20 protein-coding genes and 3 tRNA genes are annotated in these 22589 nt (G+C 59.9%); 5 read left to right on the top strand and 18 right to left on the bottom strand.

What is annotated here, in order from left to right; genetic code table 11:
* From ACFO0J_RS13145 to ACFO0J_RS13105, 9 genes are all read right to left on the bottom strand, one after another.
* Window positions 1–537 (bottom strand): GTP-binding protein (locus tag ACFO0J_RS13145; RefSeq protein WP_376813532.1); only part of this gene is annotated, 537 nt, incomplete at its 3' end.
* 36 nt (window positions 538–573) lie between these two features.
* Window positions 574–648: transfer RNA gene (locus tag ACFO0J_RS13140), tRNA-Thr, on the bottom strand.
* Window positions 649–683: 35 nt separating this feature from the next.
* A tRNA-Gly gene (locus tag ACFO0J_RS13135) sits at window positions 684–757 on the bottom strand.
* A 51-nt stretch (window positions 758–808) separates the two neighbouring features.
* Window positions 809–895, bottom strand: a tRNA-Tyr gene (locus ACFO0J_RS13130).
* A 39-nt stretch (window positions 896–934) separates the two neighbouring features.
* The gene (locus ACFO0J_RS13125; RefSeq protein ID WP_376813531.1) at window positions 935–1873 is read right to left on the bottom strand and encodes a ParB/RepB/Spo0J family partition protein; all 939 of its coding nucleotides are present in this window, start codon (window positions 1871–1873) and stop codon (window positions 935–937) included.
* 35 nt (window positions 1874–1908) lie between these two features.
* Window positions 1909–2718 (bottom strand): ParA family protein, encoded by an 810-nt coding sequence (locus tag ACFO0J_RS13120; RefSeq protein ID WP_376813530.1) that lies wholly within the window; start codon window positions 2716–2718, stop codon window positions 1909–1911.
* A complete protein-coding gene (gene rsmG / locus ACFO0J_RS13115; RefSeq protein ID WP_376813529.1) occupies window positions 2715–3407 on the bottom strand; it encodes a 16S rRNA (guanine(527)-N(7))-methyltransferase RsmG in 693 nt (230 codons plus the stop codon). Before rsmG ends, ACFO0J_RS13120 begins: the two co-directional genes overlap by 4 nt.
* Entirely contained in the window at window positions 3404–5320 is a 1917-nt protein-coding gene (mnmG, locus tag ACFO0J_RS13110) for a tRNA uridine-5-carboxymethylaminomethyl(34) synthesis enzyme MnmG (RefSeq protein WP_376813528.1), read from the bottom strand. Before mnmG ends, rsmG begins: the two co-directional genes overlap by 4 nt.
* Before the next feature lie 938 nt (window positions 5321–6258).
* Entirely contained in the window at window positions 6259–6465 is a 207-nt protein-coding gene (locus ACFO0J_RS13105; RefSeq protein WP_043679103.1) for a cold-shock protein, read from the bottom strand.
* A gap of 266 nt (window positions 6466–6731) precedes the next feature.
* Here ACFO0J_RS13105 and ACFO0J_RS13100 point away from each other — a divergent pair, with 266 nt between their 5' ends.
* Complete coding sequence (locus ACFO0J_RS13100) at window positions 6732–7925, top strand: methionine aminotransferase (protein ID WP_376813550.1); 1194 nt, start codon at window positions 6732–6734, stop codon at window positions 7923–7925.
* A gap of 267 nt (window positions 7926–8192) precedes the next feature.
* Here ACFO0J_RS13100 and ACFO0J_RS13095 read toward each other — a convergent pair whose 3' ends face one another.
* Window positions 8193–9254: a metallophosphoesterase gene (locus ACFO0J_RS13095; RefSeq protein ID WP_376813527.1), complete on the bottom strand. Its 1062-nt coding sequence runs from the start codon at window positions 9252–9254 to the stop codon at window positions 8193–8195.
* A gap of 157 nt (window positions 9255–9411) precedes the next feature.
* On the opposite strand from ACFO0J_RS13095, the gene ACFO0J_RS13090 reads away from it, so the two are divergent.
* Window positions 9412–9861 carry a universal stress protein gene (locus ACFO0J_RS13090; RefSeq protein WP_376813526.1) on the top strand — a complete coding sequence of 150 codons (450 nt, stop codon included), beginning with the start codon at window positions 9412–9414 and terminating at the stop codon, window positions 9859–9861.
* 50 nt (window positions 9862–9911) lie between these two features.
* On the opposite strand, the gene ACFO0J_RS13085 is transcribed toward ACFO0J_RS13090, so the two are convergent.
* Entirely contained in the window at window positions 9912–11306 is a 1395-nt protein-coding gene (locus tag ACFO0J_RS13085; protein ID WP_376813525.1) for a uracil-xanthine permease family protein, read from the bottom strand.
* 274 nt (window positions 11307–11580) lie between these two features.
* Here ACFO0J_RS13085 and ACFO0J_RS13080 point away from each other — a divergent pair, with 274 nt between their 5' ends.
* The 3 genes from ACFO0J_RS13080 to ACFO0J_RS13070 are packed head-to-tail and all read left to right on the top strand — an operon-like array spanning window position 11581 to window position 14716.
* Window positions 11581–12975: an amidohydrolase family protein gene (locus ACFO0J_RS13080; protein ID WP_376813524.1), complete on the top strand. Its 1395-nt coding sequence runs from the start codon at window positions 11581–11583 to the stop codon at window positions 12973–12975.
* Window positions 12972–13688, top strand: a complete 717-nt coding sequence (locus ACFO0J_RS13075) for a sulfite exporter TauE/SafE family protein (RefSeq protein ID WP_376813523.1) — start codon at window positions 12972–12974, stop codon at window positions 13686–13688. Before ACFO0J_RS13080 ends, ACFO0J_RS13075 begins: the two co-directional genes overlap by 4 nt.
* A gap of 14 nt (window positions 13689–13702) precedes the next feature.
* The gene (locus ACFO0J_RS13070) at window positions 13703–14716 is read left to right on the top strand and encodes a substrate-binding domain-containing protein (protein WP_376813522.1); all 1014 of its coding nucleotides are present in this window, start codon (window positions 13703–13705) and stop codon (window positions 14714–14716) included.
* Window positions 14717–14723: 7 nt separating this feature from the next.
* On the opposite strand, the gene ACFO0J_RS13065 is transcribed toward ACFO0J_RS13070, so the two are convergent.
* The 7 genes from ACFO0J_RS13065 to ACFO0J_RS13035 all read right to left on the bottom strand — a co-directional run bounded on the left by ACFO0J_RS13065 (window position 14724) and on the right by ACFO0J_RS13035 (window position 22285).
* Entirely contained in the window at window positions 14724–15221 is a 498-nt protein-coding gene (locus tag ACFO0J_RS13065; RefSeq protein WP_376813521.1) for a GNAT family N-acetyltransferase, read from the bottom strand.
* A gap of 15 nt (window positions 15222–15236) precedes the next feature.
* Entirely contained in the window at window positions 15237–16229 is a 993-nt protein-coding gene (locus tag ACFO0J_RS13060) for a hypothetical protein (RefSeq protein WP_376813520.1), read from the bottom strand.
* 232 nt (window positions 16230–16461) lie between these two features.
* Window positions 16462–16884: an arsenate reductase (glutaredoxin) gene (gene arsC, locus ACFO0J_RS13055; RefSeq protein WP_376813519.1), complete on the bottom strand. Its 423-nt coding sequence runs from the start codon at window positions 16882–16884 to the stop codon at window positions 16462–16464.
* Between the two features lie 30 nt (window positions 16885–16914).
* Window positions 16915–17991, bottom strand: coding sequence for an ACR3 family arsenite efflux transporter (gene arsB / locus ACFO0J_RS13050; RefSeq protein WP_376813518.1), 1077 nt, complete (start codon window positions 17989–17991; stop codon window positions 16915–16917).
* 12 nt (window positions 17992–18003) lie between these two features.
* Window positions 18004–18336: an ArsR/SmtB family transcription factor gene (locus ACFO0J_RS13045; protein WP_376813517.1), complete on the bottom strand. Its 333-nt coding sequence runs from the start codon at window positions 18334–18336 to the stop codon at window positions 18004–18006.
* A 296-nt stretch (window positions 18337–18632) separates the two neighbouring features.
* Entirely contained in the window at window positions 18633–21191 is a 2559-nt protein-coding gene (locus ACFO0J_RS13040) for a hypothetical protein (RefSeq protein ID WP_376813516.1), read from the bottom strand.
* Window positions 21188–22285 (bottom strand): hypothetical protein, encoded by a 1098-nt coding sequence (locus ACFO0J_RS13035; protein ID WP_376813515.1) that lies wholly within the window; start codon window positions 22283–22285, stop codon window positions 21188–21190. The genes ACFO0J_RS13040 and ACFO0J_RS13035 overlap by 4 nt, the downstream gene beginning before the upstream one ends.
* Window positions 22286–22589: the final 304 nt, after the last annotated feature.

The following is a 22589-nucleotide window of genomic DNA, read 5'->3' as shown; positions in this document are numbered from 1 at the left end:
CAGCGCCAGCTTGGCCGAACCCTTCACGATCGGCGTGTCGTCGCCCGGGAAGTCGTACTTGGACAGAAGCTCGCGCACTTCCATCTCGACCAGTTCCAGCAGCTCTTCGTCGTCGACCATGTCGCACTTGTTCAGGAACACGACGATGTAGGGCACGCCCACCTGGCGGGCCAGCAGGATGTGCTCACGCGTCTGGGGCATCGGGCCGTCAGCGGCCGAGCACACCAGGATCGCGCCGTCCATCTGCGCAGCGCCCGTGATCATGTTCTTGACGTAGTCGGCGTGACCCGGGCAGTCCACGTGCGCGTAGTGACGGTTGGCCGTCTCGTATTCCACGTGCGAGGTGCTGATCGTGATGCCGCGCGCCTTTTCTTCGGGCGCGTTGTCGATCTGGTCGTAGCCCTTGGCTTCGCCGCCCAGCGCCTTGGCCAGCACCGTGGTGATCGCCGCGGTCAGCGTCGTCTTGCCGTGGTCAACGTGGCCGATCGTACCCACGTTCACGTGCGGTTTGGTCCGTTCAAACTTGCCTTTTGCCATGGCTGACTCCTGACTGTGGAATGATCACAAGATTTGTGGTGCCCATGATGCGGATCGAACGCATGACCTCTCCCTTACCAAGGGAGTGCTCTACCACTGAGCCACATGGGCGGTATTCATTTCGACATCCGTCGAACCGGACCCGCTGGAGCGGGTGAAGGGAATCGAACCCTCGTCGTAAGCTTGGAAGGCTTCTGCTCTACCATTGAGCTACACCCGCGATTCGGATCCCTGTCGATATCCTTGCAATCAGCGCAGGACATCGTTCGCATGGTGGTGGGGGTTGGATTCGAACCAACGTAGGCGCAAGGCCAACAGATTTACAGTCTGCCCCCTTTAACCACTCGGGCACCCCACCGAAGCGAATCTCGAATTATGGAGATATTCTAGTTCGATGTCAAGCGACGGCGTCGCGTCCAGCCAGGACTTCGCCCAGGCCCTGACGCTCCAGCAACGAATCCAGGTGTTCCCAGTTGGAAAATTCGATCACCAATTGCCCGCCCTTGCGGGCGCCGGTGCGGATCTTCACCTGGGTCGCCAGATGGTCGGACAGGGCTTTTTCGAGCCGGTCAAGGTCGCCGGAACGGCTGGCGCCCGTCCCCCGGGCCGCGCGGCCGGCCGCGGTGACGAGCGGTTCGTCGGCTTCGCGCAGGGCGCGCGCGACGCATTTTTCGGTTTCACGCACCGACAGCCGCCGAGCGACGACCTCGTTGGCCAGCAGGATCTGCTGCGCGGCTTCGGTGGCCAGCAGCGCGCGGGCGTGACCCATGTCGATGTCACCCGCCAGCAACATCGTCTGCACGGGTTCGGCCAGGTTCAGCAGACGCAGCAGGTTGGTGGTGGCCGAGCGTGAACGGCCAATGGCCGTAGCGGCCTGTTCATGGGTCAGGCCGAATTCGTCCAGCAGACGCCGCACGCCGTGGGCTTCTTCAAGCGGATTCAGGTCCTCGCGCTGGATGTTCTCGATCAGCGCCATGGCGGCGGCGTTTTCGTCGGCCACCTTGCGCACCAGAACGGGGACCGCGTCCAGGCCGGCAATCCGCGCCGCGCGAAAACGCCGTTCGCCGGCAATGATTTCGTACTGGCCGGCTTCGTCTTCCAGCGGCCGCACCAGGATGGGCTGCATGATGCCCTGGGCGCGGATAGATTCAGCCAGATCGTTCAAAGCGCCCTCGTCCATGCGGGTGCGCGGCTGGTAACGGCCCGCGCGCAGGACGCTGATCGGCAATTGATTGGGGGAATCGTCCTTCTGGCGTCCCACCGCGTCCAGCGCGCCGTTGTCGGCGCCCAACAGGGCGTCCAGACCGCGTCCGAGTCCTTTTTTACGAGTGGCCATGATTGTGTTCCTATGCGTAATACCGAGCGGGCCGATCAGGCCGCGCGCGAACGAATCTTGCCGCCGACACGGCGGATGAGTTCCTCGCCAAAGGCGAGGTAGGCCCGGGCGCCCCGGGACGACTTGTCGTAGACCACACCGGGCTGACCGTAGCTGGGCGCCTCGGCCAGACGCACATTGCGCGGCACGACCGTCTTGAAGACCTTGTCCCCGAAATGCGATTCGAGCTGGGCCGAGACCTGCTGCTGCAACGTCATCCGCGTGTCGAACATGACGCGCAGCAGGCCGATCAATTCCAGGTCGGGATTCAGATTGCGGTAGACCCGTTTGATGGTGTTGACCAGGTCGGACAGGCCTTCGAGCGCGAAATATTCGCACTGCATGGGGATGATCACCCCATGGGCGCCCGCCAGGCCGTTCAGGGTCAACAGGGACAGCGTGGGCGGACAATCGATCAGGATGAAGTCGTAGTCCTGGGTGACCATGGACAGCGCCTGCTTGAGCTGCATTTCGCGGTCGCTCATCTGCACCAGATCGATCTCGGCACCGGACAGTTCCCGGTTCGAGGGCAGCACGTCATAACCGCCGGATTCCGAACGGATGCGGGCCTGGGCCACGCCCGCCTCGCCGATCAGCACCTGGTACAGATTGATGGTCGCCGCGTTCTTGTCGATGCCGCTGCCCATGGTGGCGTTGCCTTGCGGGTCCAGATCGACCAGCAACACGCGCTGGCCGTGCTGGGCCAGCGATGCGGCCAGATTGATGGCTGTGGTGGTCTTGCCCACACCGCCCTTCTGGTTGGCGATGCAAAATACGCGGGCAGATTTCTGACGATCAGCAGTCATGAGGTTCCTTCGGGACCGGTTGGGGCCTGTTCACATTCGAGTTCCAGCAGACAGCGGCGCGCGTCCATTTCAGGCACGCTCAGTTCGACGGCATGCGTCACGCACCAGCCCGTGTCGGCGTGCAAGGCGGCGCGTTCGGCCACGGGGTCCTGGCCCTTCATGGCCAGCATCGTGCCGCCCGGGGCGCGGTGATGCGCGGCGACACGCACAAAGTCCGACAGCGAAGCAAAGGCGCGCGAAATCACCAGATCCGCTTGCAGACTGTCCATGGATTCGATGCGGCCATGTTCTGAACGGACATTCTTCAAACCCAGGACACCGGCCGCCTGGCGGATGAACGCGGTTTTCTTGCCGACGGCATCCACACAGACGACGGACCAATCCGGCTGACAGATGGCCAGAATGATACCCGGTAAACCCGCACCCGAACCCATGTCTGCAACACGCAGAGCACGGTCCGGCCAGCGGGCCCGCAACCCCGGCACAATGGCCAGGCTGTCGAACACGTGCTGCACCAGCATCTTTCCGGGGTCGCGGATGGCCGTCAGGTTGTAGGCTTTGTTCCAGTGCCGCAACTGCTGCAGGTAAGCCAGTAGTGTGGGAATGCGGCTGTGATCGGCTTGCATGCCCAGGGCGTCCAAGGCCTGTTCCAGGCGCTCCTGGAATTCGGGAAAGGGCGTACCGCTCATGCCGCCTGGCGCCCGCGCGCATGCCGCTTCAAGTGAACCAGTAGCAGGGATACCGCCGCCGGCGTCACACCGGAAATCCGCGCCGCCTGCCCGATGGTGGCCGGCCGTGCGGTTTCCAGACGCTGGCGTACCTCGGTGGACAGGCCAGGGACGCCCGCGTAATCGAAGTCATCCGGGATGGCTTGGTCCGACTGGGCTTTCTGGCGCTCGATCTCGTCGCGTTGACGGTCCACGTAGCCGGCATATTTGGCCTGGATGCCGACCTGCTCGGCCTGCACGGGGTCCTGCAGTCCTGGACCGGCCAGCAAGGCGCCCTGCTCGTCCTGCAGCGCCATCAAGGCGGCGTATTCGACATCAGGGCGCCGCAGCAGATCCAACAGGCTGGGATGGCGATCCAGGCGCTGCAAAGCCAGTTGTTCGCGGTCATGAGCCTGCAGCACGGCAGGATTCACGCGGGTTTCCGTCAATCGTTGAATTTCAGCAGCCACCGCGTCGCGCTTGCGGCTGAAGGCATCCCAGCGGACATCGTCAATCAAACCCAGGGCCCGCCCTGCTTCCGTCAGACGCAGATCGGCATTGTCCTCGCGCAGACTGAGACGATATTCCGCCCGCGAAGTAAACATTCTGTAAGGTTCAGTAACACTTTTAGTTACAAGATCATCGGTGAGCACACCCAGATAGGCCTGGCTGCGATCCAGGGTCCAGGGTTCTTTGCCCTGAACCTGCAAAGCCGCGTTGGCGCCTGCCAACAGCCCTTGGGCAGCGGCCTCTTCGTAGCCGGTGGTGCCGTTGATCTGCCCGGCAAAGAACAGCCCCCGGATCGCCCGGGTTTCCAGCCAGGCATGCAGGTGCCGGGGATCGAAGTAATCGTATTCGATCGCATAGCCTGGCCGCATGATGCGGGCATTTTCCAGGCCCGGCAGACTGCGCACCAGCGCAAACTGGATATCGAACGGCAGACTGGTCGAAATTCCGTTGGGATAGATTTCACGTGAAGACGCGCCTTCAGGCTCCAGGAATACCTGGTGGCTGCTCTTGTCAGCGAAACGATGGATCTTGTCTTCGATCGAAGGACAGTAACGCGGCCCTACCCCTTCGATCGTCCCCTGATCGCTGTACATCGGTGAACGATCCAGACCAGACCGCACGATCTCGTGCGACCGCTCATTGGTATGGGTGATCCAGCAGGGCATCTGCTCCGGGTGCATGTCAGCACGCCCCAGGAAGGAAAATACAGGCACCGGGTCTGTATCCCCGGGCTGGATTTCCGTCTTGGAAAAATCAATGGTATTCGCATCGATGCGCGGGGGCGTCCCTGTCTTCAGCCGCCCTTGGGGAAGCTTCAATTCCTTGAGCCGCTGCCCCAGACTGGTCGCCGGAGGATCCCCTGCTCGACCTGCCTCGTAATGCGACAAGCCGACGTGCATCAAACCATTCAGGAATGTCCCCGCAGTCAACACCACAGTGCGCGCCCGGAACACCAGCCCCACCTGGGTCCGCGCACCTACCACGCGATCCCCTTCCAGGATCAGGTCGTCCACGGCTTGCTGAAAAATCATCAGATTTTTCTGCCCCTGCAGAACCATCCGGATGGCACGGCGATAAAGAGATCGATCAGCCTGCGCCCGTGTGGCACGAACCGCAGGCCCCTTGGAGCGATTCAATATCCTGAACTGAATACCCGCCTGATCGGTGGCCCACGCCATTGCACCGCCCAGGGCATCGACTTCCTTGACCAGATGCCCCTTGCCAATCCCGCCAATGGAGGGGTTGCAGGACATCTGACCCAGCGTGTCGATGTTATGGGTGAGCAGTAGCGTGGACGCACCCATACGGGCTGCGGCCAATGCAGCTTCAGTCCCAGCGTGACCACCACCGATCACGAGGACATCGAATTCTTCAGAGTAATTCATAGGGGAAAAACAGAAAGGTTCTCGAAATTATACTTCGTGAACCCTCGTGGGGTATGTTCCACGTGAAACAGAGTTTATGTGTTTCACGTGGAACATTAATGAAAAACGGTGCTAGGGGTGATGTTCCACGTGGAACACCGATAAGGTATACATGAATTTAATTTTCAATGCCGGAAAATTTATGTTTTACGTTTAAACAAGATATGCTGATGACGACTGTGCGAGTTGTAGATCCTACATCGGTTTGACATAGCCCTGTCCTCTAAGACAGGCTACAAACAATCCTCCAGAAAATGTATACCAAGCCTTGAATCAGGGAACTGCACTGGTATCAAAACCGTTGCCAGCACATTGCAGTTCAATTTTCGTCAGAGCACCCGAGGGGTCCATTCAGGACTGTTGGAACCCTGTCTCGAATGGACCCCTCGGGTGATCGAGGTCTGAACACAATGCAGCAGTCGATAGCAAACATTGTTGAAAACGCACCAAAACATCAGCCCAGGTCCTGAACCGGTTTGGCATACCCCTGTCCTCCGGGACAGGCTGGCGAACAGTCCCTCCGGACAGGGGCACACCAAACCTTGGATTACTTAATTGCATAGGCTTGAAAAGCGTTGCTGACACAGCACGCTCCAACTCTCGTCAGAGTATCCGAACACAACGCGATCAAGACGAAACCATCAAATGAAAGCCATTTTTCTCGACTGAAGGGCAGAGCTAAAAACATTCTCAGCATTACCAAACGAACATCAGCAAATCAATGTTCCACGTGGAACACCTGCTGCTACATAAGCAAATACTGCCTGTGCACAAAGCTGTGGACAAACCCTGAACAACAAGGGTACAAGTTCCCTAGACCTCAGACCGCTTAAATTGCTTTCGAACAGGCAACAAAAAAGGCACTCCGGAGAGTGCCTTTTCAGAAAGCGCCGACTGAATTACAGCGGGCGGATTTCAGCAGCCTGGGGACCCTTGGGGCCGTCCTTGACTTCGTACTGCACCGCTTGGCCTTCGTTCAAGCTGCGGTAGCCGCGGCCTTCGATAGCGGAGAAGTGCGCGAACACGTCGGTGCCACCAGCGTCCGGCGTGATGAAGCCGAAGCCCTTCTCAGCATTGAACCATTTGACTTTGCCCGTTTGAGCCATGATCTGAAACGTCCTAAATGAATGAATGAAAACAATGAATCAAGAACGCTGAAACGAAACAGATCGTGCCGGAGTGCGGATAGCAACAGGGCATGCCGTGTGCGAAACGTGCGTACTGCTAGATTGCATTGCAACAGGGAGCATAACTACGCAATAACAAAAGTCAAATCATAGTTTTCCCTTAGGCGCGATTGTATCCGCATCTGAACGCGCTGTGCTTGGAATTGCGTCTTAAATCCAACACCTATAAACACATTAAAACAAACATGTTGAAAACCATCCCATCCAAGCTGCCCGACGTAGGCAGCACCATCTTCAGCGAAATGAGTGCACTGGCCCTGGAGTGTCAAGCCATCAACCTGGGGCAGGGCTTTCCAGACTATCCCCCGTCCGAAGTGCTCATTCAGGCGGTCAGTAACGCTATGTTGCAAGGACACAACCAATACGCGCCAATGGCGGGTCTGCCTGCTTTGCGGGAAGCCATCGCGTCCAAGGTTCAAACGCAGCATGGACGGTCTTATTCGGTCAATTCTGAAATTACAGTGACCTCTGGAGCGTCCGAGGCCTTGATGAGCAGCCTGCTGGCTTTGGCCCACCCGGGAGACGAAGTGCTGCTGATCGATCCCGCTTACGACCTGTACGAACCTTCGATCCGCTTGGCGGGCGCGCGTGCGGTGCGAGTGCCCATGCGGCCGCCTCAAGAAAACGATCCGGCATTTTGCATTGATTGGAATCGGATAGAAGCCGCCCTGACGGACAAGACACGCATGCTGGTCCTGAATTTTCCCCATAACCCGACCGGACTGACGCTGAAATCCGAAGATCTGGATGCATTGGAAACGCTGATCTCCAAACATCCGATCCTGCTTTTGTCGGACGAAGCCTACGAACACATCGTGTTTGACGGCCAAGCTCATCTGAGTCCCGTCAGCAGGCCGCTGCTGGCGGAACACACTGTGCTGATTTCCTCGTTCGGCAAGACGTTCCACGCAACCGGCTGGAAAGTAGGTTATTGCTGCGCGCCTGCAGCGGTGATGACGGAAATCCGCAAAGTGCACCAGTTCACTGTGTTCTCTGTCAGCACACCCATGCAGGCGGGTATCGCCCAGTATCTGCGGACTGCTGACGCTCTGTCAGGCCTGTCGGGTTTCTATCAGAAAAAACGCGACCGGCTGCTGGCCGGCTTGAAGGAAACCGTGCTTCGTCCTTTGAGGGCAGAAGGTACGTTTTTCCTGTTGGTCGACACCGCTGCGCTAGGGGATGGACTGGAAAAGGAACTGGCCCTGCGGCTGACCCGTGACGTGGGCGTGGCCAGCATTCCCGTATCCGCCTTTTATGGCGACCCGAATCATCCCGAGGCCAACCACCAGTTGTTGCGCCTGTGCTTTGCCAAGTTGGACACCACTTTGGATCAGGCTTTGGAACGTCTGCAGGGTTTGGAAAACAGGCTGGCCGGCTGAGTGCTTTATGTTTTTCTTTGTTCTTTGATATAAAACTGGTAGGTATAGTGGGTGTCTGTGGATAACTGGAACAAGCTGATAAGTCATTGAAAATCAAATGTTTACTTGGGATTTTCCTGTGAATGTCGTTGTGGGCGGTTCAGGCATGGTTTGGGGATGATTTTTGGCATCGGGAGAAAAGCCGTGTTTATGAACAACTTGTCGACAAGATGATCACATCAGCTCGCCTCTGGACTTATCCACAGGCGGGTTTGCCTGAAATCAGGGTCAAGCAGGGGCGTCTGTCGTCGAAACCCGGGCGCCGTCATCGAACAGCAGGTCGCGTTCCGGCCACAGCATGGCGGCCAGCCGGTAGCGATTTTCTGAGCCGGTGCCGGGAGATTTTCTGGCTCGCCAGCGCGCACCGACGGAATAGTCGATGCAGAAGGCCTGTCGGTGCCGTCCGTGCCAGGCCGTGGGCGCCACGCCGTCGAACAGGCGGCCGTAGCGCCAGGCCGTGCCCTGGCCTGGGGATTCGAACAGGCGCCAGTAGTGACCGATCAGCACGGGCGTGGGATCGTCATCTTCATTCCACCAGGCCGTGCGGTCGGAATAACGCCAGCGGTTGCCTGAAAAGAAGGGTTGCGGGCTGCGGGCCTCGATGCCGGAGGTCAGCCGCTTGATGGGGTTGAGTCGTTGTTCCAGCGCTTCGAAATCCGCCACGGCGTCCAGATAGGGGGGAGGATCGTTTGGATCTTCAAGCTGTTTGCCCCAGCGTTCGAGTTCAGCCACGTGGCGGGCATACAGATCGTCGGTGTGGGCCGCTTGGACCAGGTTCAATTGCTGATCGCGGATCAGTTCCAGGATGTTGCCGCACGGCACATCGGCGATGGCCTGGATGCAGGCCGGATCCCAGGCCGCATGCACGATGCGCAATCCCGGCATGCGGATCGCCAAAGGCAGATTGCACATAAAATCGCGGATTTCTGGGCGTTCCCGAGCCGAGGCGCGCGCAAAAGGCGCATAGAACGGAGCGTCTGAAGCCTCGCGGCTGTCGAAAAACCAGCCGGAGCCGTCTTTTGCATCATTGGCCAGCAGATTGATTTCGTGGTTGCCCAGGATGGCGAGGGCGCGGCCCTGTTCCACGAGTTCTCGCACCCGGTGGATGACGCTGACGCTGTCCGGACCGCGATCGCACAAGTCGCCGATGAATACCATCAGGCGGTCTTGTGTTTCGGGATGTCGTTCCAGTTGATTGAGCAGGGCGTCCAGCGCCTGGATCTCGCCGTGGATGTCGCCGATGACGGCCAGGGGCTGGGCGTCCAGGGTGTGCAGTAGAGTCGGGTTCATGTCCTATTGTCCGTCGGGACGGGGTTCAGGACAATGCATGCGGTTGATTGAGTCAATGCAAGGTTTCGTCCCGCAGGTCTGGCCTCGAGGCCCGGGGACGCGGTAGATTGAGGAAGGGCGGATTCTCGCGCCCGTGCACTGGACGACAGGAGGTCATATGGCAAAGGATATCGTGCTGGCGACGGATGGATCGGCGTACAGCCTTCAGGCGGCGCGCTATATCGCGCAATCCGGCTTGCTGCCCGAGGGCGGGGTCGTGCGGGTGCTTTATGTCGCGGCCAGCCTGCCCTCCCAGGTGGGACGGTTCGTGGATGCGCAGTCGATCCGGGACTGGTACGACGAGGAATCCGCCAAGGTCCTGGAGCCCACGGCCGAGGTTCTGCGCCAGGCGGGCGTGCCGCACGAGACCGAATCCCGGATCGGGTTCGCGCCCCAGGAGATTACCCGCTATGCCGACGAGGTCGACGCCCACATGATCGTGATGGGCGCGCACGGCCGCGGCGTGCTGCTGGACGCGGTGATCGGATCGGTCGCGGGACGCGTGCTGGCCTTGACGCGTCGGCCGGTGCTGCTGATCCAGCATCAGGGGGATGATCCGGCGCAGTAGCCGCGAGGGGGGCCCGTCGGCTGGTTCCGCTTCAAGCCGACGGTCTGTGGTCAGATCCGGTAGTTGGCGGGCCGGGCCTGGGGGCGAGAGTCCGTTTTCCCGGCGGCATCGTCCCGGCCCTGGCCGCCGCAGTGATGGAACAGCAGGTTGAGCAGCACGGCGACCAGCGCGCTCATGGCCACGCCGCTGCCGAAGATCGTCTGCATATTGGCCGGCAGGCTGTGATACATGCCCGGGATCAGTACGGGCAGCAGACCCAGCGCCAGAGCCAGCGTGCAGGTCACGAGATTGCCTGTCTGCGTGAAATCGACCCGGGACAGCATCTGGATGCCCAGCACGCTGATGATGGCGAACACGACGACGGCCGTGCCGCCGACGACGGCCGGCGGGATGCCGTTCAGCACCCGCGCCAAGGGAGTGCAGCCGATCACGATGAGCAATACGCCGGCAACTGCGGTAACGAAGCGGCTGCGCACTCCGCTGGCGCGGACGATGCCGATGTTTTCGCCGCTGGTCACCATGACGGGCGTGCCGAACAGGCCGCCGAGGATGGAAATGATGCCGTCGGAACGAATCACGCGCGGCACATCGCGGGTCGGGTCGACTTCACGACCGACGATTTCTCCATTGATGACGGTCTGGCCGGTGGCCTCTGCCATCGAGGCCAGGCTCCAGACCAGCATCGGGATGGCGGCGATGAGGTCCAGGTGCGGCATGCCGAAGGGAAACAGCGTCGGCGTGCTGAAGGCCGGACCCCCGATCGTCGAGGCGAAGTCGGTTGCGCCCAGCATCATGGCGAACAGGGTGCCGCCGATCAGGCCCAGCGCGACCGACAGTTGGCGCAGGAAGCCGCGCAGGAACTTGAAGCACAGCACCGTCAGCACGATGGTGACCAGCGCCAGCAGAAGCTGCTGCGGGTCGCCGAAGTGTTCCGTGCCCGGCCGGCCCGTGAACAGCATGCCCGTGACCTTGACCAGGCTGATGCCGATGACCACGACCATGGTGCCGATGACCAGCGGCGGGAAATACTTCAGGATGCGGACGAACAGGGTGACCGCGAGGATGTAGAAAATACCCGTCAGGATGACGGCGCCGACCGCCGTTTGCAGATCGGTGCCTTGGGCGATCGAGATGAACAGAATGGTGGCGGCCCCGCCCGGCAGCATGATGAAGGGCAGGCGGACCCCGATCTTGCCGATGCCGACGGATTGCAGGATCGAGCCCAGGCCGCAGAACACGAAGACGCTGGACAGCAGGGCCGAGGACAGCGCTTCGGACAGGTTCAAAGCCTTGGCGATCAGGAAGACGGACGAGACGGGGGCCGCGACCATCACCAGGATGTGCTGGATGGCGAACAAGAACAACTTGCCGAAGGGGCGAATCTGGTCCACCGGGTGGACTGCTTCCTCCGGCAAACCGTCTTGATTGGTATGGGGTGTCTCCATTGCTGGCCTCTGGATTTGGATAGTGGGTAACCAAAACGGTTTGGGTTTTGTGTTTATGATTCCCAAATCGATTTATGTGAATCCTCAAGCTTGTCGAAAATCCTGTCAATACCGGGTTTACCCTGGATGCTGGTCAGATGGGGTGGCGAATTGCCCTTAATCGATTTGGACAGTAGAATTCCATTACACAAATCGATTTGGGAAATCAGGGATATAGGTTTGAGAGAGACCTGATCTTCTGTTCCGTCCCGGATCGCCGCCAAGGAGATTGGGGATGAGTACATTGAAGGACATGCACGAGCGTGCGGTCTTGCTGGTGCCCGAGCAGGTGCTGCTGCCTGATGGTGTTCAGGCCGGCCTGGGGGTGAGAGTCGAACAGGGCGTGATCACGGACGTCGAGCCGGTCGGGCAGTTTGCCACCCAGAATTTGCCCGTGATTTCCTTGCCGCGCCGCTTGCTGATGCCGGGATTCATCGATGCGCACCATCACGTCACGCAGACCTTCGGCAAGTCGCTGGTGTTTGGCGAGCCCTCGGAAATATTCATGCGCGTCTGGGTGCCGATGGAGCAGTACATGGACGCCGAGGCCATCGACGTCGCCACGCGCCTGGCCGCTTGGGAATCCCTGCGCGGCGGCTTCACGACCGTGGCCGATGCGGGCACCCGGGCGACGGTCGGCATGGAAATCGTGGCGGATGCGCTCACCGAAGTGGGGGTGCGCTGCGTGCTGGGCGCGATCTGCAATGATCTGCAGGGCGGCAAGGCAGTCATGACGAAGGCCCAGGTCCTGGATCTGGCGCAGCATCACCTGAACCGCTGGAATGAACATGATTTGATTCATCCGTCCCTGGCGATTTCCATTCCCGAAGCGGCGTCTGACGAAGTGCTGGTCGCGGTCACTCAATTGTCGCGTGAAGCCCGCGTGCCCTTCCAGACGCACCTGAACGAACATCTGGCCGCCGTCGAGCGCTCGCTGGTCGCTTCGGGGCTGCGCCCTTTGCAACGCCTGGGGCGCCTGGGCGCCATCGGCCCGGAACTGTTGGCCGCACATGCCACTTTGCTGACGCCGGACGAAATCACCTTGTTGCGCGACAGCGGCGCCGCCGTCAGCTACAACCCGGTGGCCAGCAGCTGGAAGGGCAACGCCGTCGCACCGGCCCTGCTGTTGAGCGAACTGGGCGTGCGCCTGGGCCTGGGGACCGATGGCACGCGCAGCGACGCTTTCCGCCTGCTGGATGCGGCAGAAACTGCGCAGCGGCTGGCGATGACCATGTCGGTCGGGGATTCGTCCTCGGGCGGCGGCTGGCGCTGGCTGGACATGGGCTTGCGCGGCGGGGCGGATGCCGTCGGCCTGTCGGGCAAGGTTGGTGAGATTGCTCCGGGGGCTTACGCGGACATGCTGGTCGTGAAGCTGGACGTGCCTGAGTTCGTGCCTTCCTGGGATCTGGAGTGGGAACTGGTGCGTTTGGCGAACCGGGATCAGATCGAATCCGTGATCGTGCAGGGCCGCCTGCGGCTCGACCGGGGCAAGCCTGTAGACTGGGACGGCGAGGCGCTGATGGAGCGCGCCCGGACGGTTTCTGAACACATCGTGGCGAATGCGCCGATCCGCCGCGTGGATCCTTTTGCCGGTGAACATCGCGCCCAATGGAGGTTGCAGCGCCCATGACACTGACTACCACTGCTTTTCTTCTGATCGGACTGGCCGTCTTCATTTCGGCCTTTGCCCAGGGCTGCAGCGGCATGGGATTCGCCATGTTGTCGGCGCCGATCGTGACCCTGTTTGCACCCGGCCTGATCCCGGTCATGCTGCTGGTGCTGATGATTCCCTTGAATGCCTACATCGGCTGGCGCGAGCGCGCTGCAATCGATTGGCGCGGCGTGAAGCTGATCAGCGTCGGCCGCTTTGCCGGCACTTTCCTAGGCTTGTGGATACTGCTGGTGGTCAATCTGCATCAGCTCTCCCTGTTGATCGGCTGGTCCACCCTGATCGCTGCCGTGGTAGCGATGTTGTCGCCTTCTTTCGAGTTGGGCAAAAAAGGTCTGGGCCTGGTCGGGCTGATCACCGGGGTGACCGAGACCTCGACCGGGGTGGGTGGGCCGCCGCTGGCGCTGGCCTATCAGCACAAGAGCGGCGCCGTGCTGCGTTCGACGGTCGCCCTGTGCTTTCTGGTGGGCGAGGTGATTTCCCTGATCGTGCTGGCCATCGGCGGCAAGGTGGATACTGACACCTTGATCGTGACGATGCAGATGCTGCCGTTTTTGGTGCTAGGATCGTACGCAAGCAAATTCGTACATCACCGCCTGGATGGACCCTTGCTGCGCTACCTGGTCCTGGGCTTTTCCAGCATTTCCGGCATCGTGGTGATCCTGCAGGCCTGAACCCGATTTTCGTCGTGACCCAGAATAAACGTACGCACAAACGAGTCACCATCGCCGATGTCGCCCGCGAGGCGGGCCTGTCGCCCACGACTGTTTCCCATTCCTTGAATGGGATCGGCCAGGTGGATCCGCGCACTCGTCAACACGTCAAAGACGTGGCGGCCCGCCTGAAATATCGTCCCAGCGTGCGTGCCCAGCGCTTGCGCACCGGCCGGTCCAATGCCATCGCCCTGCTGTCTTCCATGCCGGCGGCCGTCTCGACCGGAGAGTCCCGGCTTGGGTTCTTTACCGAGCTGGCCATGGGGATGGCCGGCAAAGCCCTGTTGAGCGGCTATGTGCTGATGCTGGCGCCGCCCATGGACCAGTGCAATCCTCTGGCGCTGATGGACATCGACGGCGCCATCCTGCTGGAGCCTGCGCCGGATGATCCGATCGCCCAGGAACTGGACGAGCGGGCCGTCCCCTACGTGACCGTAGGCGGCGAACCCGGGCCGGACAACGTCGATCTGCAGCATGCGGCGGCAGCGGACCTGTTGCTGCAGCATCTGCTTCAATCGGGCGCCCGGCGGCCGGGCCTGATTCTGGGGGGCAGCGGCCGGGCGTCTCAGCGCAATTTTCACGAGCGTTACCTGGCCACGGCCGAGGCCCGGGGATTCCCGCCCGTGGTGGCTTTTGCCGCCGAGGAAATAGGCGCAGAAGCCGGTCGCCAGGCCGCCGCGCGGCTGCTGGCCGAGCATCCGGAACTGGATGCGCTGTGCATTCCGATCGATACCTTTGCCAGTGGCGCCCTGCGCGCCATCCATGATGCCGGGCGACGTGTGCCTGATGATATGTTGCTGGCGACACGCCATGACGGCGTGCGCGCCCGGACCTGCCAGCCGCCTTTGACGGCTGTGGACCTGCATCTGGATGCCGTGTCGCACGTCGCGGTGCAGCGGCTCTTGCGCATGCTGGGTCGTGAAGGCCAGGATGCGCCGGTGGATGTGCCGACGCCGGCTTTGGTAGCGCGTCGTTCGACGGGCGCTTGAGGCCGGCTCAGGCCAGCGCGCGCGTCATGTACCGGGCCGGCTGTTCATAACTGGCCAGGCAGGCGTGCTGATGATCGTTCAAGTCCGTACAGGTGCGATAGCCCTGCGCGGTCCAGAAGCGTTCGGAGTCCTGGACCGAAATCAGCGCGGAATGCCGCAGTCCGGCTGTCTGGGCGGAGTCCCAGGCATGCCGGATCAGTCGATGCGCCAGGCCGTGACCGCGTGCCCGAGGGTGAATCGCCAGATCATGCAGATACAGTGTGTCGCCGTCGGGAGCCGGGTGGAAGCCGCTGTTCAGGGGCGACAGATGCCCCCGATGCACGGGATAGGTGAACAGATAGGCGCACAGGCCTTCGTCGTCCTGGATGCCCCAGATCCAGTCCGGGGCAGCCTCCAGGCGGCCGGCGAAGACGTCGGCCGATTCGAGCATGGATGCGCTGTAGCAATGGGTCTGGATGAGGTCCAGGTCGGGCAGGTCGGCGGGGTTCAGTGTGCGGTGGAGCATGGTTTTGGGATGATATCAGCGGCGGCGTTCTTCCCGCTGCGGTCCGCCTTGTTCATGACGACTGCCGCCTTCGCGCCGGGGGGCTTCGGCGCGGGGGCGTTCCTCGCGATTGCCGCGCCACTGGCCGGGATTGGCGTTCGGACTGTGTGATTCAGGGCGCCCCATCTCGGCACGCCTCGTGTCGGGACGATTCATCTCAGGGCGATTCATTTGAGGACGACCCATGTCAGGCCGGCCGGCTTGCCAGGTCTGACCTTGCGGCCGTTCACGGGATGCTTCCCGGGGCCGGTCCGGCTGCTCATTTCGGCCTGGGTTGGTTTGCCAGGATGCCGATCCCGAACGGGACGGACGCGTTTCCTGGCGGTCCGGGGAGGTGGGCCGCTGCGGTCTTTCAGCGCGGGGATTGCCGCCCGGGTGCGGCTGCCGCGCATAGTCGCGCTGCTCGGTCGTCGGCCGGGACGTCAATCCTCCATGGCCGCCGTTGTAGCTGATGCGGCGCCGATCCGGCGGCGCGTTGTGGATCACGGTCTTGTCCACGTAGACGTTGCGGACGTTAGTGATGTTCACATGGGTGACGGCCTGGTTGTAGTAAAAATCCCTGCCGCGCCAGGCGCCGCCGACATAACCGATGCCGAAGTAGCCGAATCCGTAGTTGATACCGCCATAGAAGCCGACCTGCGGCCCCCAGTAGCCGCCGTGCCAACGGTAGTAGCCGTCGGACCAGCCCCACCAGCCGGGAGTCCACAGCAGCCCGACGGCGGGCGGGAGGAGCCAGACGCCGTCGACCCAGTAGTAGCCGTTCGGCCCCCAGGCCCAGTAGCCCGGCGTCCAGATGTAGCCGGGGGCGGGAGCGACCGGCTGGACCGCCTGCGGCAGGGGTGGCGGAGCCAGAGTGATCGCCACGCCGACATTGACGGCTGCCGTCGCGGGCAGCGGCAGCGTCAGCAGCGGGACGGCCGTCAGGCCGCCGGCCAGGGCGAACGACATGGCGCGCAGGCGGGCCGCCATGCGATTTTTCGATGTGTTCTGAATGGCCTTCATGATCCGACCTCGCTGAGTTCCCGATGGTTCTACATCCGAATCCAGTTTAGTGACGGAGTGTGAGATAAATACCAAGAATTCAAGGAGATAGGTTGCGATTTGTGAATGGGATCACCCCGCTTGGCAGGGTCGAAGCGTTACCCTTCATGGACAGTTCTCGATCGTGCCTGGCCGTATCGGCGATGAAATACAGGTGCAATCAGACCCTGCAGCCCTTGGCATCCACGACGGCCTCGCCGTCTTCCTTGCTGAACGCGCCGCGCTGCGGTTGCGGCAGGATGTCCAGCACGGCTTCTGATGGCCTGCACAGGCGTGCGCCCATCGGCGTGACCACGATGGGCCGGTTGATGAGGATGGGGTGTTGGAGCATGAAGTCGATCAGTTGCTCGTCGCTCCACTTTGGGTCATCCAGGCCGAGTTCCGCGTAGGGCGTTCCTTTCTCACGCAGCACGGCACGCACCGGCACACCCATCGTAGAGATCAGCGCTGTCAGCGCAGCCCGGTCAGGCGGCGTCTTCAGGTACTCGACGACCGTGGGCTCTTCGCCGCTGTTGCGAATCATGGCGAGCACGTTGCGCGACGTGCCGCAGGCGGGATTGTGGTAGATCGTGACGGCGCTCATGAAGCCTCCAGAGACAAATTAAAAATTCAATCAGCCCTGGCGGACACCGGCTTCGTACCAGCCCTTGCTTTGGTTGACGATCCGCACAACCAGCAACATCACCGGCACCTCGATCAGCACCCCGACCACCGTGGCCAGCGCTGCACCGGACTGGAAGCCGAACAGGCTGATGGCGGCGGCTACGGCCAGCTCGAAGAAGTTGCTCGCACCGATCAGCGCCGAGGGGCAGGCAATGTTGTGCCGTTCACCTGCGCGGCGATTGAGCCAATAGGCCAGGCCGGAATTGAAGAACACCTGGATCAGGATGGGGACGGCCAGCATGGCGATCACCAGCGGCTGCTTCAGGATGGCCTCGCCCTGGAAGGCGAACAGCAGCACCAACGTCAGCAGCAGCGCTGCCATCGACAGCGGCCCGATGCGGGCCAGCGCGGCATCGAAGGTGGTCTGGCCCTTGCCTAGCAGCGCGCGGCGCCAGAGTTGGGCCAGGATGACTGGAATCACGATGTACAGTCCGACGGACACCAGCAGCGTATCCCAGGGTACGGTGATGGATGACAGGCCCAGCAGCAGGCCGACGATGGGCGCGAAGGCGAACACCATGATGGTGTCGTTCAGCGCGACCTGCGACAGAGTGAACGCCGGATCGCCTCCGGTCAGGCGGCTCCAGACGAAAACCATGGCCGTACAGGGCGCAGCAGCCAGCAGGATCAGACCGGCGATGTAGCTGTCCAGTTGATCGGCGGGCAGCCAGGCGGCGAAGACGTGGCGGATGAACAGCCAGCCCAGCAGAGCCATGGAGAACGGCTTGACCGCCCAGTTGATGAACAGTGTCACACCGATGCCGCGCCAGTGCTGCCGGACCTGGCCCAATGCGCCGAAGTCTACCTTGAGCAGCATGGGGATGATCATCACCCAGATCAGGATGCCGACCGGAAGATTGACCTGTGCGACTTCCAGGCGTCCGATGGCCTGGAACACGCCGGGTGCGAACCGGCCCAGGGCGATGCCCAGCATGATGCACAGAAAAACCCATAGCGTCAGGAAGCGCTCGAAGGCATTCATGGTGGATGGGGCCGGCGTGCAGCCGGCCGTGGCGGCTTGTGTCATGGGCAGTTCGCGTCAGCAGCAGGAGCGGGAGGAATCGAGGGATTCCGTGATTTCGCAGGAACCGCCTTGGCAGCAGTGCTCAGTCAGGTAGCTGATCAGTCCGTTCATCTGGGCGAAATCGGCGCGGTAGATCAGGTTGCGGCCTTGCTGTTCGATTGTGACGAGTCCGGCATGGGCCAGTTCCTTCAGATGGAAGGACAAGGCATTGCGGGGCACGTCGAGTTGCTCAGCCAGCACGCTGGGTGTCAGCCCTTCGAGGCCGACGACGACCAGCGCGCGGAACACACGTAGGCGCTGGGCATGGGCCAGGGCGCCGAGGGTGGAGACGGTTTGGGTTTCGTTCATTGTTCAATGATACAACAATCATTGAATTAAAGACAAAAGAAGCACTGAATCAGGCCGTAAAGAGGGGTGAAAGCACGTCGAGCAGGTTCTGCACCGGTCAAAAAAATGACCGCCGGTCAGTTCACAGGCGGTCATTTTTCTAAGCACTACAGACGGCCAAATTTCTCGTGAAACCCGGTCATCTTTTCCAAAATCCAGCAACAATCTGTAGGATCTCGCTTCTACCCCTCATGGGTAAGTGAGATATCAATAGGTTACATACATTGTATGAGAAACATTAAAAAATGGGTCTCGACCTAGTTAGATTTTCCTACTTCCAGCGCAGCCAAGATGGTTGCCGCTTCTTCCACTGGCAACGACCTTAAGTAGTTGAGTACCTTGTTTTTTGCAGGTTTCCAGAGCTTAGCAAACCATTCCGTTGGTTCCTCCATATCCTCAATCTCCTCGAGCCAGGCTTCGGCTTCACCCTCTTGAAGAAAAACGGGGATGTGGTCGAGGTAAACCCGTAACGACAACGATTCAGCCACGGTAGGAAGCGGCAGCGCTGCTGAACCTTCTACTGTCGACAGCAACACCCTGGTTTCGAATAATGGATCCTGAATTCCCGCCAAACGTCGCAGCATGGCATCGATGAGAGGTCTCGCATAAAGATCGAACGGGGAAAGATTTGCATCCAGAATTGCGAGGGCAGCCGGTGCATCACCAAGGGCGGCCCGAATTACATGGTCATCGGTTTCTCCAAAGCCGCACTCAAACACTATGCCAGACGTATCTCCTTCGTGCAGCCATGCCTCGGCGGCAACTCTTCCTGCAAGACCGTCGACGATCAACATGAGCCCACACTTACGCGCCATTGTGCTAACGGCTTCAATCGCGGATGCGGCCTTCGGCGTTACCCCTAATGCTCGTAACGTATTCACAATTGGTTGGCCGGCTACAACTGACGAACGAATGTTGGATGTTCCCCCTCGGGAGTCCATCGATCCTAGCTGATGTGCGTACGTTCCGACCACTGGTCCTGGCCGCTCGATCAGTTCGTCTATGAGTGTCTTGAATACAGCTACTTCGCCGAGCGTTCCTAGTGCGTCAGCTTTTGCCTGATCGAAAGCCCCGCGAATCGCTTTAGCAATCGCTGGGGCAACGGCTTTCTGTTCCTTTTCTGCTTGCCGCTGGGTTTCCAGAAACTCGGTCTGCTTTTGCTCCAACTCCTGAATGCTTTTGCGGAGTTGCTCCTTCTGCTCTGCTAGTAGACTCGCCTTCTCTTCTACGAGGTTGTCAATCCGTACGCTGATCTGAGGGGTGCGCATAACTTCGTCCAGTAATGCGGACATCGCCTCTTCATGTTCATCGATAGTTTTGAGTTCTGCTTGCAATCGTGCCGCGCGCTTGGCACTAAGCTTGGACTCGCCCGATGCTATCAAATCCTGCAGCTTTCTCGTTAACGCCTTTATGGGCTTTTCGGTATCCCAATACTCACCAGAAAATAGCTTCCGTAGACTTGAGGCAAGTGTTTCGCATTCATATATCTCAGGTGGTGGTGGTAGCGGTCCTGGAACAAATGATCGGCCCTCGCGCCGAAATGCTGTTAGCATGTGCCATGCTGGTAATCCGGCGTCAAACCCTTCGTTCCGGGACAAATCCTTGCCTGGGGGAGAACCAACGATTAATTGGTCACGTAGCAAGAATAGTAGCGGCATGACGTTTGTCCTACGCTCTCCAATTGCGTGTTTTATGTACTCTCGAACGGCGTCGTGATTGGTGGAGTCGAACGGCACATCACGTACCTCATAGACTAAGGTCTTGTCAGATGTAATGTGAAAGTTTGTGCGGTGTCCTGTATTCGATCCCTCGTTTTCGGCGACCCGCCAGATGCCGATCTCTCCTCGATTAGGTTGTCGTGGCGTATCCCGCCCGCCAGGAAAGGCGATCAGGTCGCCGGAAGAATAGAAGAGCTTTTTGCTATGTTCGTCGTTTGACAGATCGATCCATGACCCGTCTGTCGTCCGAATGGCGAAAGGATGCAAGAATACAGTCGTCTCTGGGGAGTCTCGCGTGCAGACCGCGAGAACCTCATCTCGATCAAAATCGAAGGCAGGGACATCATCAGGGTGTGAAAAGCTCAGCATCTGCAGACCTCTCACTACTCCACTGGATCGTGCGGAGGCCTTCCAGGTGGAGTATTCGGTAAGTAAGGTTCGTGCTGCTTGCTGATGGTCAAGAGCTTCCATCGCTACCTGAGCGTCGTCATCGCGACTATTGAAAATTGCCTGAACGCCTGCTACGAATGCGGCTATGGGTGGGGGTAAAGACGACAGAAATTCATCCGGATCCCGTCCTTCGGCCAGCGCGATAATCGTCCGGCCAAGAGCCTCCGGGAGAGTGTCGAAATTCTGCTCGTTCGGTGTGGGCTGTGATACCTCCCTTGTTTCAGGAAGTTCGACCGATTCTTCTGCTTTTATGGGGCGGAGAAATGATAAAAGATCGGCAGAGGGATCGCTGGAAAAAAGGTGTACAAGGCAGGAACGGGCGAGCCGTTTCGCATCGTCCGCTGGAGGGCTTTGACCGGCTTCCTCGTACAGTCGTAGTTCTTCCAGCAGATCGTCGACCGGTGTTGGGTCGAGCATTTTCAGATGTTCACCGAACCATTTTTGAACCACTTGGTCGGTCGCTTGAGGCATCCCCTGCACCAGCATTCGTATACGTGCGGGCCTGCCATGCGGGGGATTTTGTACTTTGGCTCCCTTCTGGATCAGTTGTATCCGGGTCTCTGCAAAAAAACGCCGAATCTCGTCATCATCAGTACCCCATTCGAGTAACTGAGCGAATCGCTTCTTTTCAATCCCCGAATAAGTCATAAGTTTTTGCCTCCCTCCGTCCGATTACGTTGTTGATGCTGCACGGCCTGGATGTATGGCAGCAGGCGGCTTGTCATAATGGGGCCGAGCCGATACAAGTTTTCGGTGTTGGGGTTAGAGAGGTAGCGCTTGACGTTACCGGCTCCTTCTACACCATAGTCGCGGATCACTAACCAATCGATCCAGCGATTTACGCCTATTGCTTGCGATTGCTGTGCTCCAGGCCTAGCGTCGCGGCTGTCTTCAGATGAGTGCAGCGAAGTAGGGGTATCGCTGCGAAGCTCCCCGAAGCTGCTAGCGTGCAGTTCTTTTGCTAATCCACTAGGTAACGAAAGCCGTGTTTCCTTAAGAAACCAGCCATTGTTTCGGCGCGCTAGATGCGCTGCAATCCGTACACTTCTACAGTCTATGTCGATAGTGGTTGCCACAAGGGCTTGTGCATCAAGCGGTGCATCGGTGCATAGGTCCCACGATAGATCGGTGCTATTAACAGTGATTCCATCGGGGGAAAATAGTTCGCAGGTTTGTATGCGGAAGATTACTTGCTCGTCGCTGGCAACCGCGAGGACGTACTCGTATCCGCTCGCCCACGGCCCACTCACTCGGACCCATTCATCGTCATATACGTGGATGTCTGATCCTATGGTGTCAACTGATGTCGTCACTGAGATCTCACCGCTACCGCTTCTGCGAAGAAGCAATGACTCAGGTGGCTCGGGGTATACATACGTACCATCGGAATCAATGTGGTGTGGAAGTGGGTCAACTACATAGAGCCGCGGTCGGGGGCTACGAATGCGATGCTCCAAAAAATCGGAAATTTTTTGAGGAAGGTTTGGTTTCGATCCAGCAAAGGCGGTGGGCAGCTCAAGTTCGTAGCTGTACCAGCCACCAAACCTTCCTTCTGGTTTCCAACGTAGTACTGAGTCGAGATCCTGTGGTGGGGCAATCTCTTGTGCCGAGAGAAGCCGATACCGTGTTCCCCATTCCAACGGTTCGTTGCTAAAGATGAAGCGTCCACCCTTCTCATCTGCGTAGAAAAGGTTCCTATCGGCGGAAAATGCGCTGACTTGTTCGGCTAGCTCAGCAGCCAAGGGTAGAAGGCCTCCAAACCCAGCGATAGTTGCCAACGGGAATTGCGGCGCCATAGACACGAGGCGAGTGGCGGAGAGTTCGGCAAGTTGGTAGGTACGGAGCCCAAATCCCGTCTGGATTTCTAGACGACCTGTGGCAGATGCTTCAAGATCGCACGGCGGAATTCGTAGCCACAGCGTTAGCGATGACTGCCCCACTGCTGCGGCCAAAAAAAGTCCGCAGCTTAGCGATTCTCTTTGCCGTCCACCTGGCACTCCCCTGACGCCTGTGCCCAGTGCTGACATGGTGGCATTGTCTTGAGAA

The organism is Castellaniella hirudinis (assembly GCF_042651965.1).
GTDB lineage: Bacteria > Pseudomonadota > Gammaproteobacteria > Burkholderiales > Burkholderiaceae_B > Castellaniella > Castellaniella hirudinis.
This window is presented reverse-complemented; position numbering and strand designations above follow the sequence as displayed.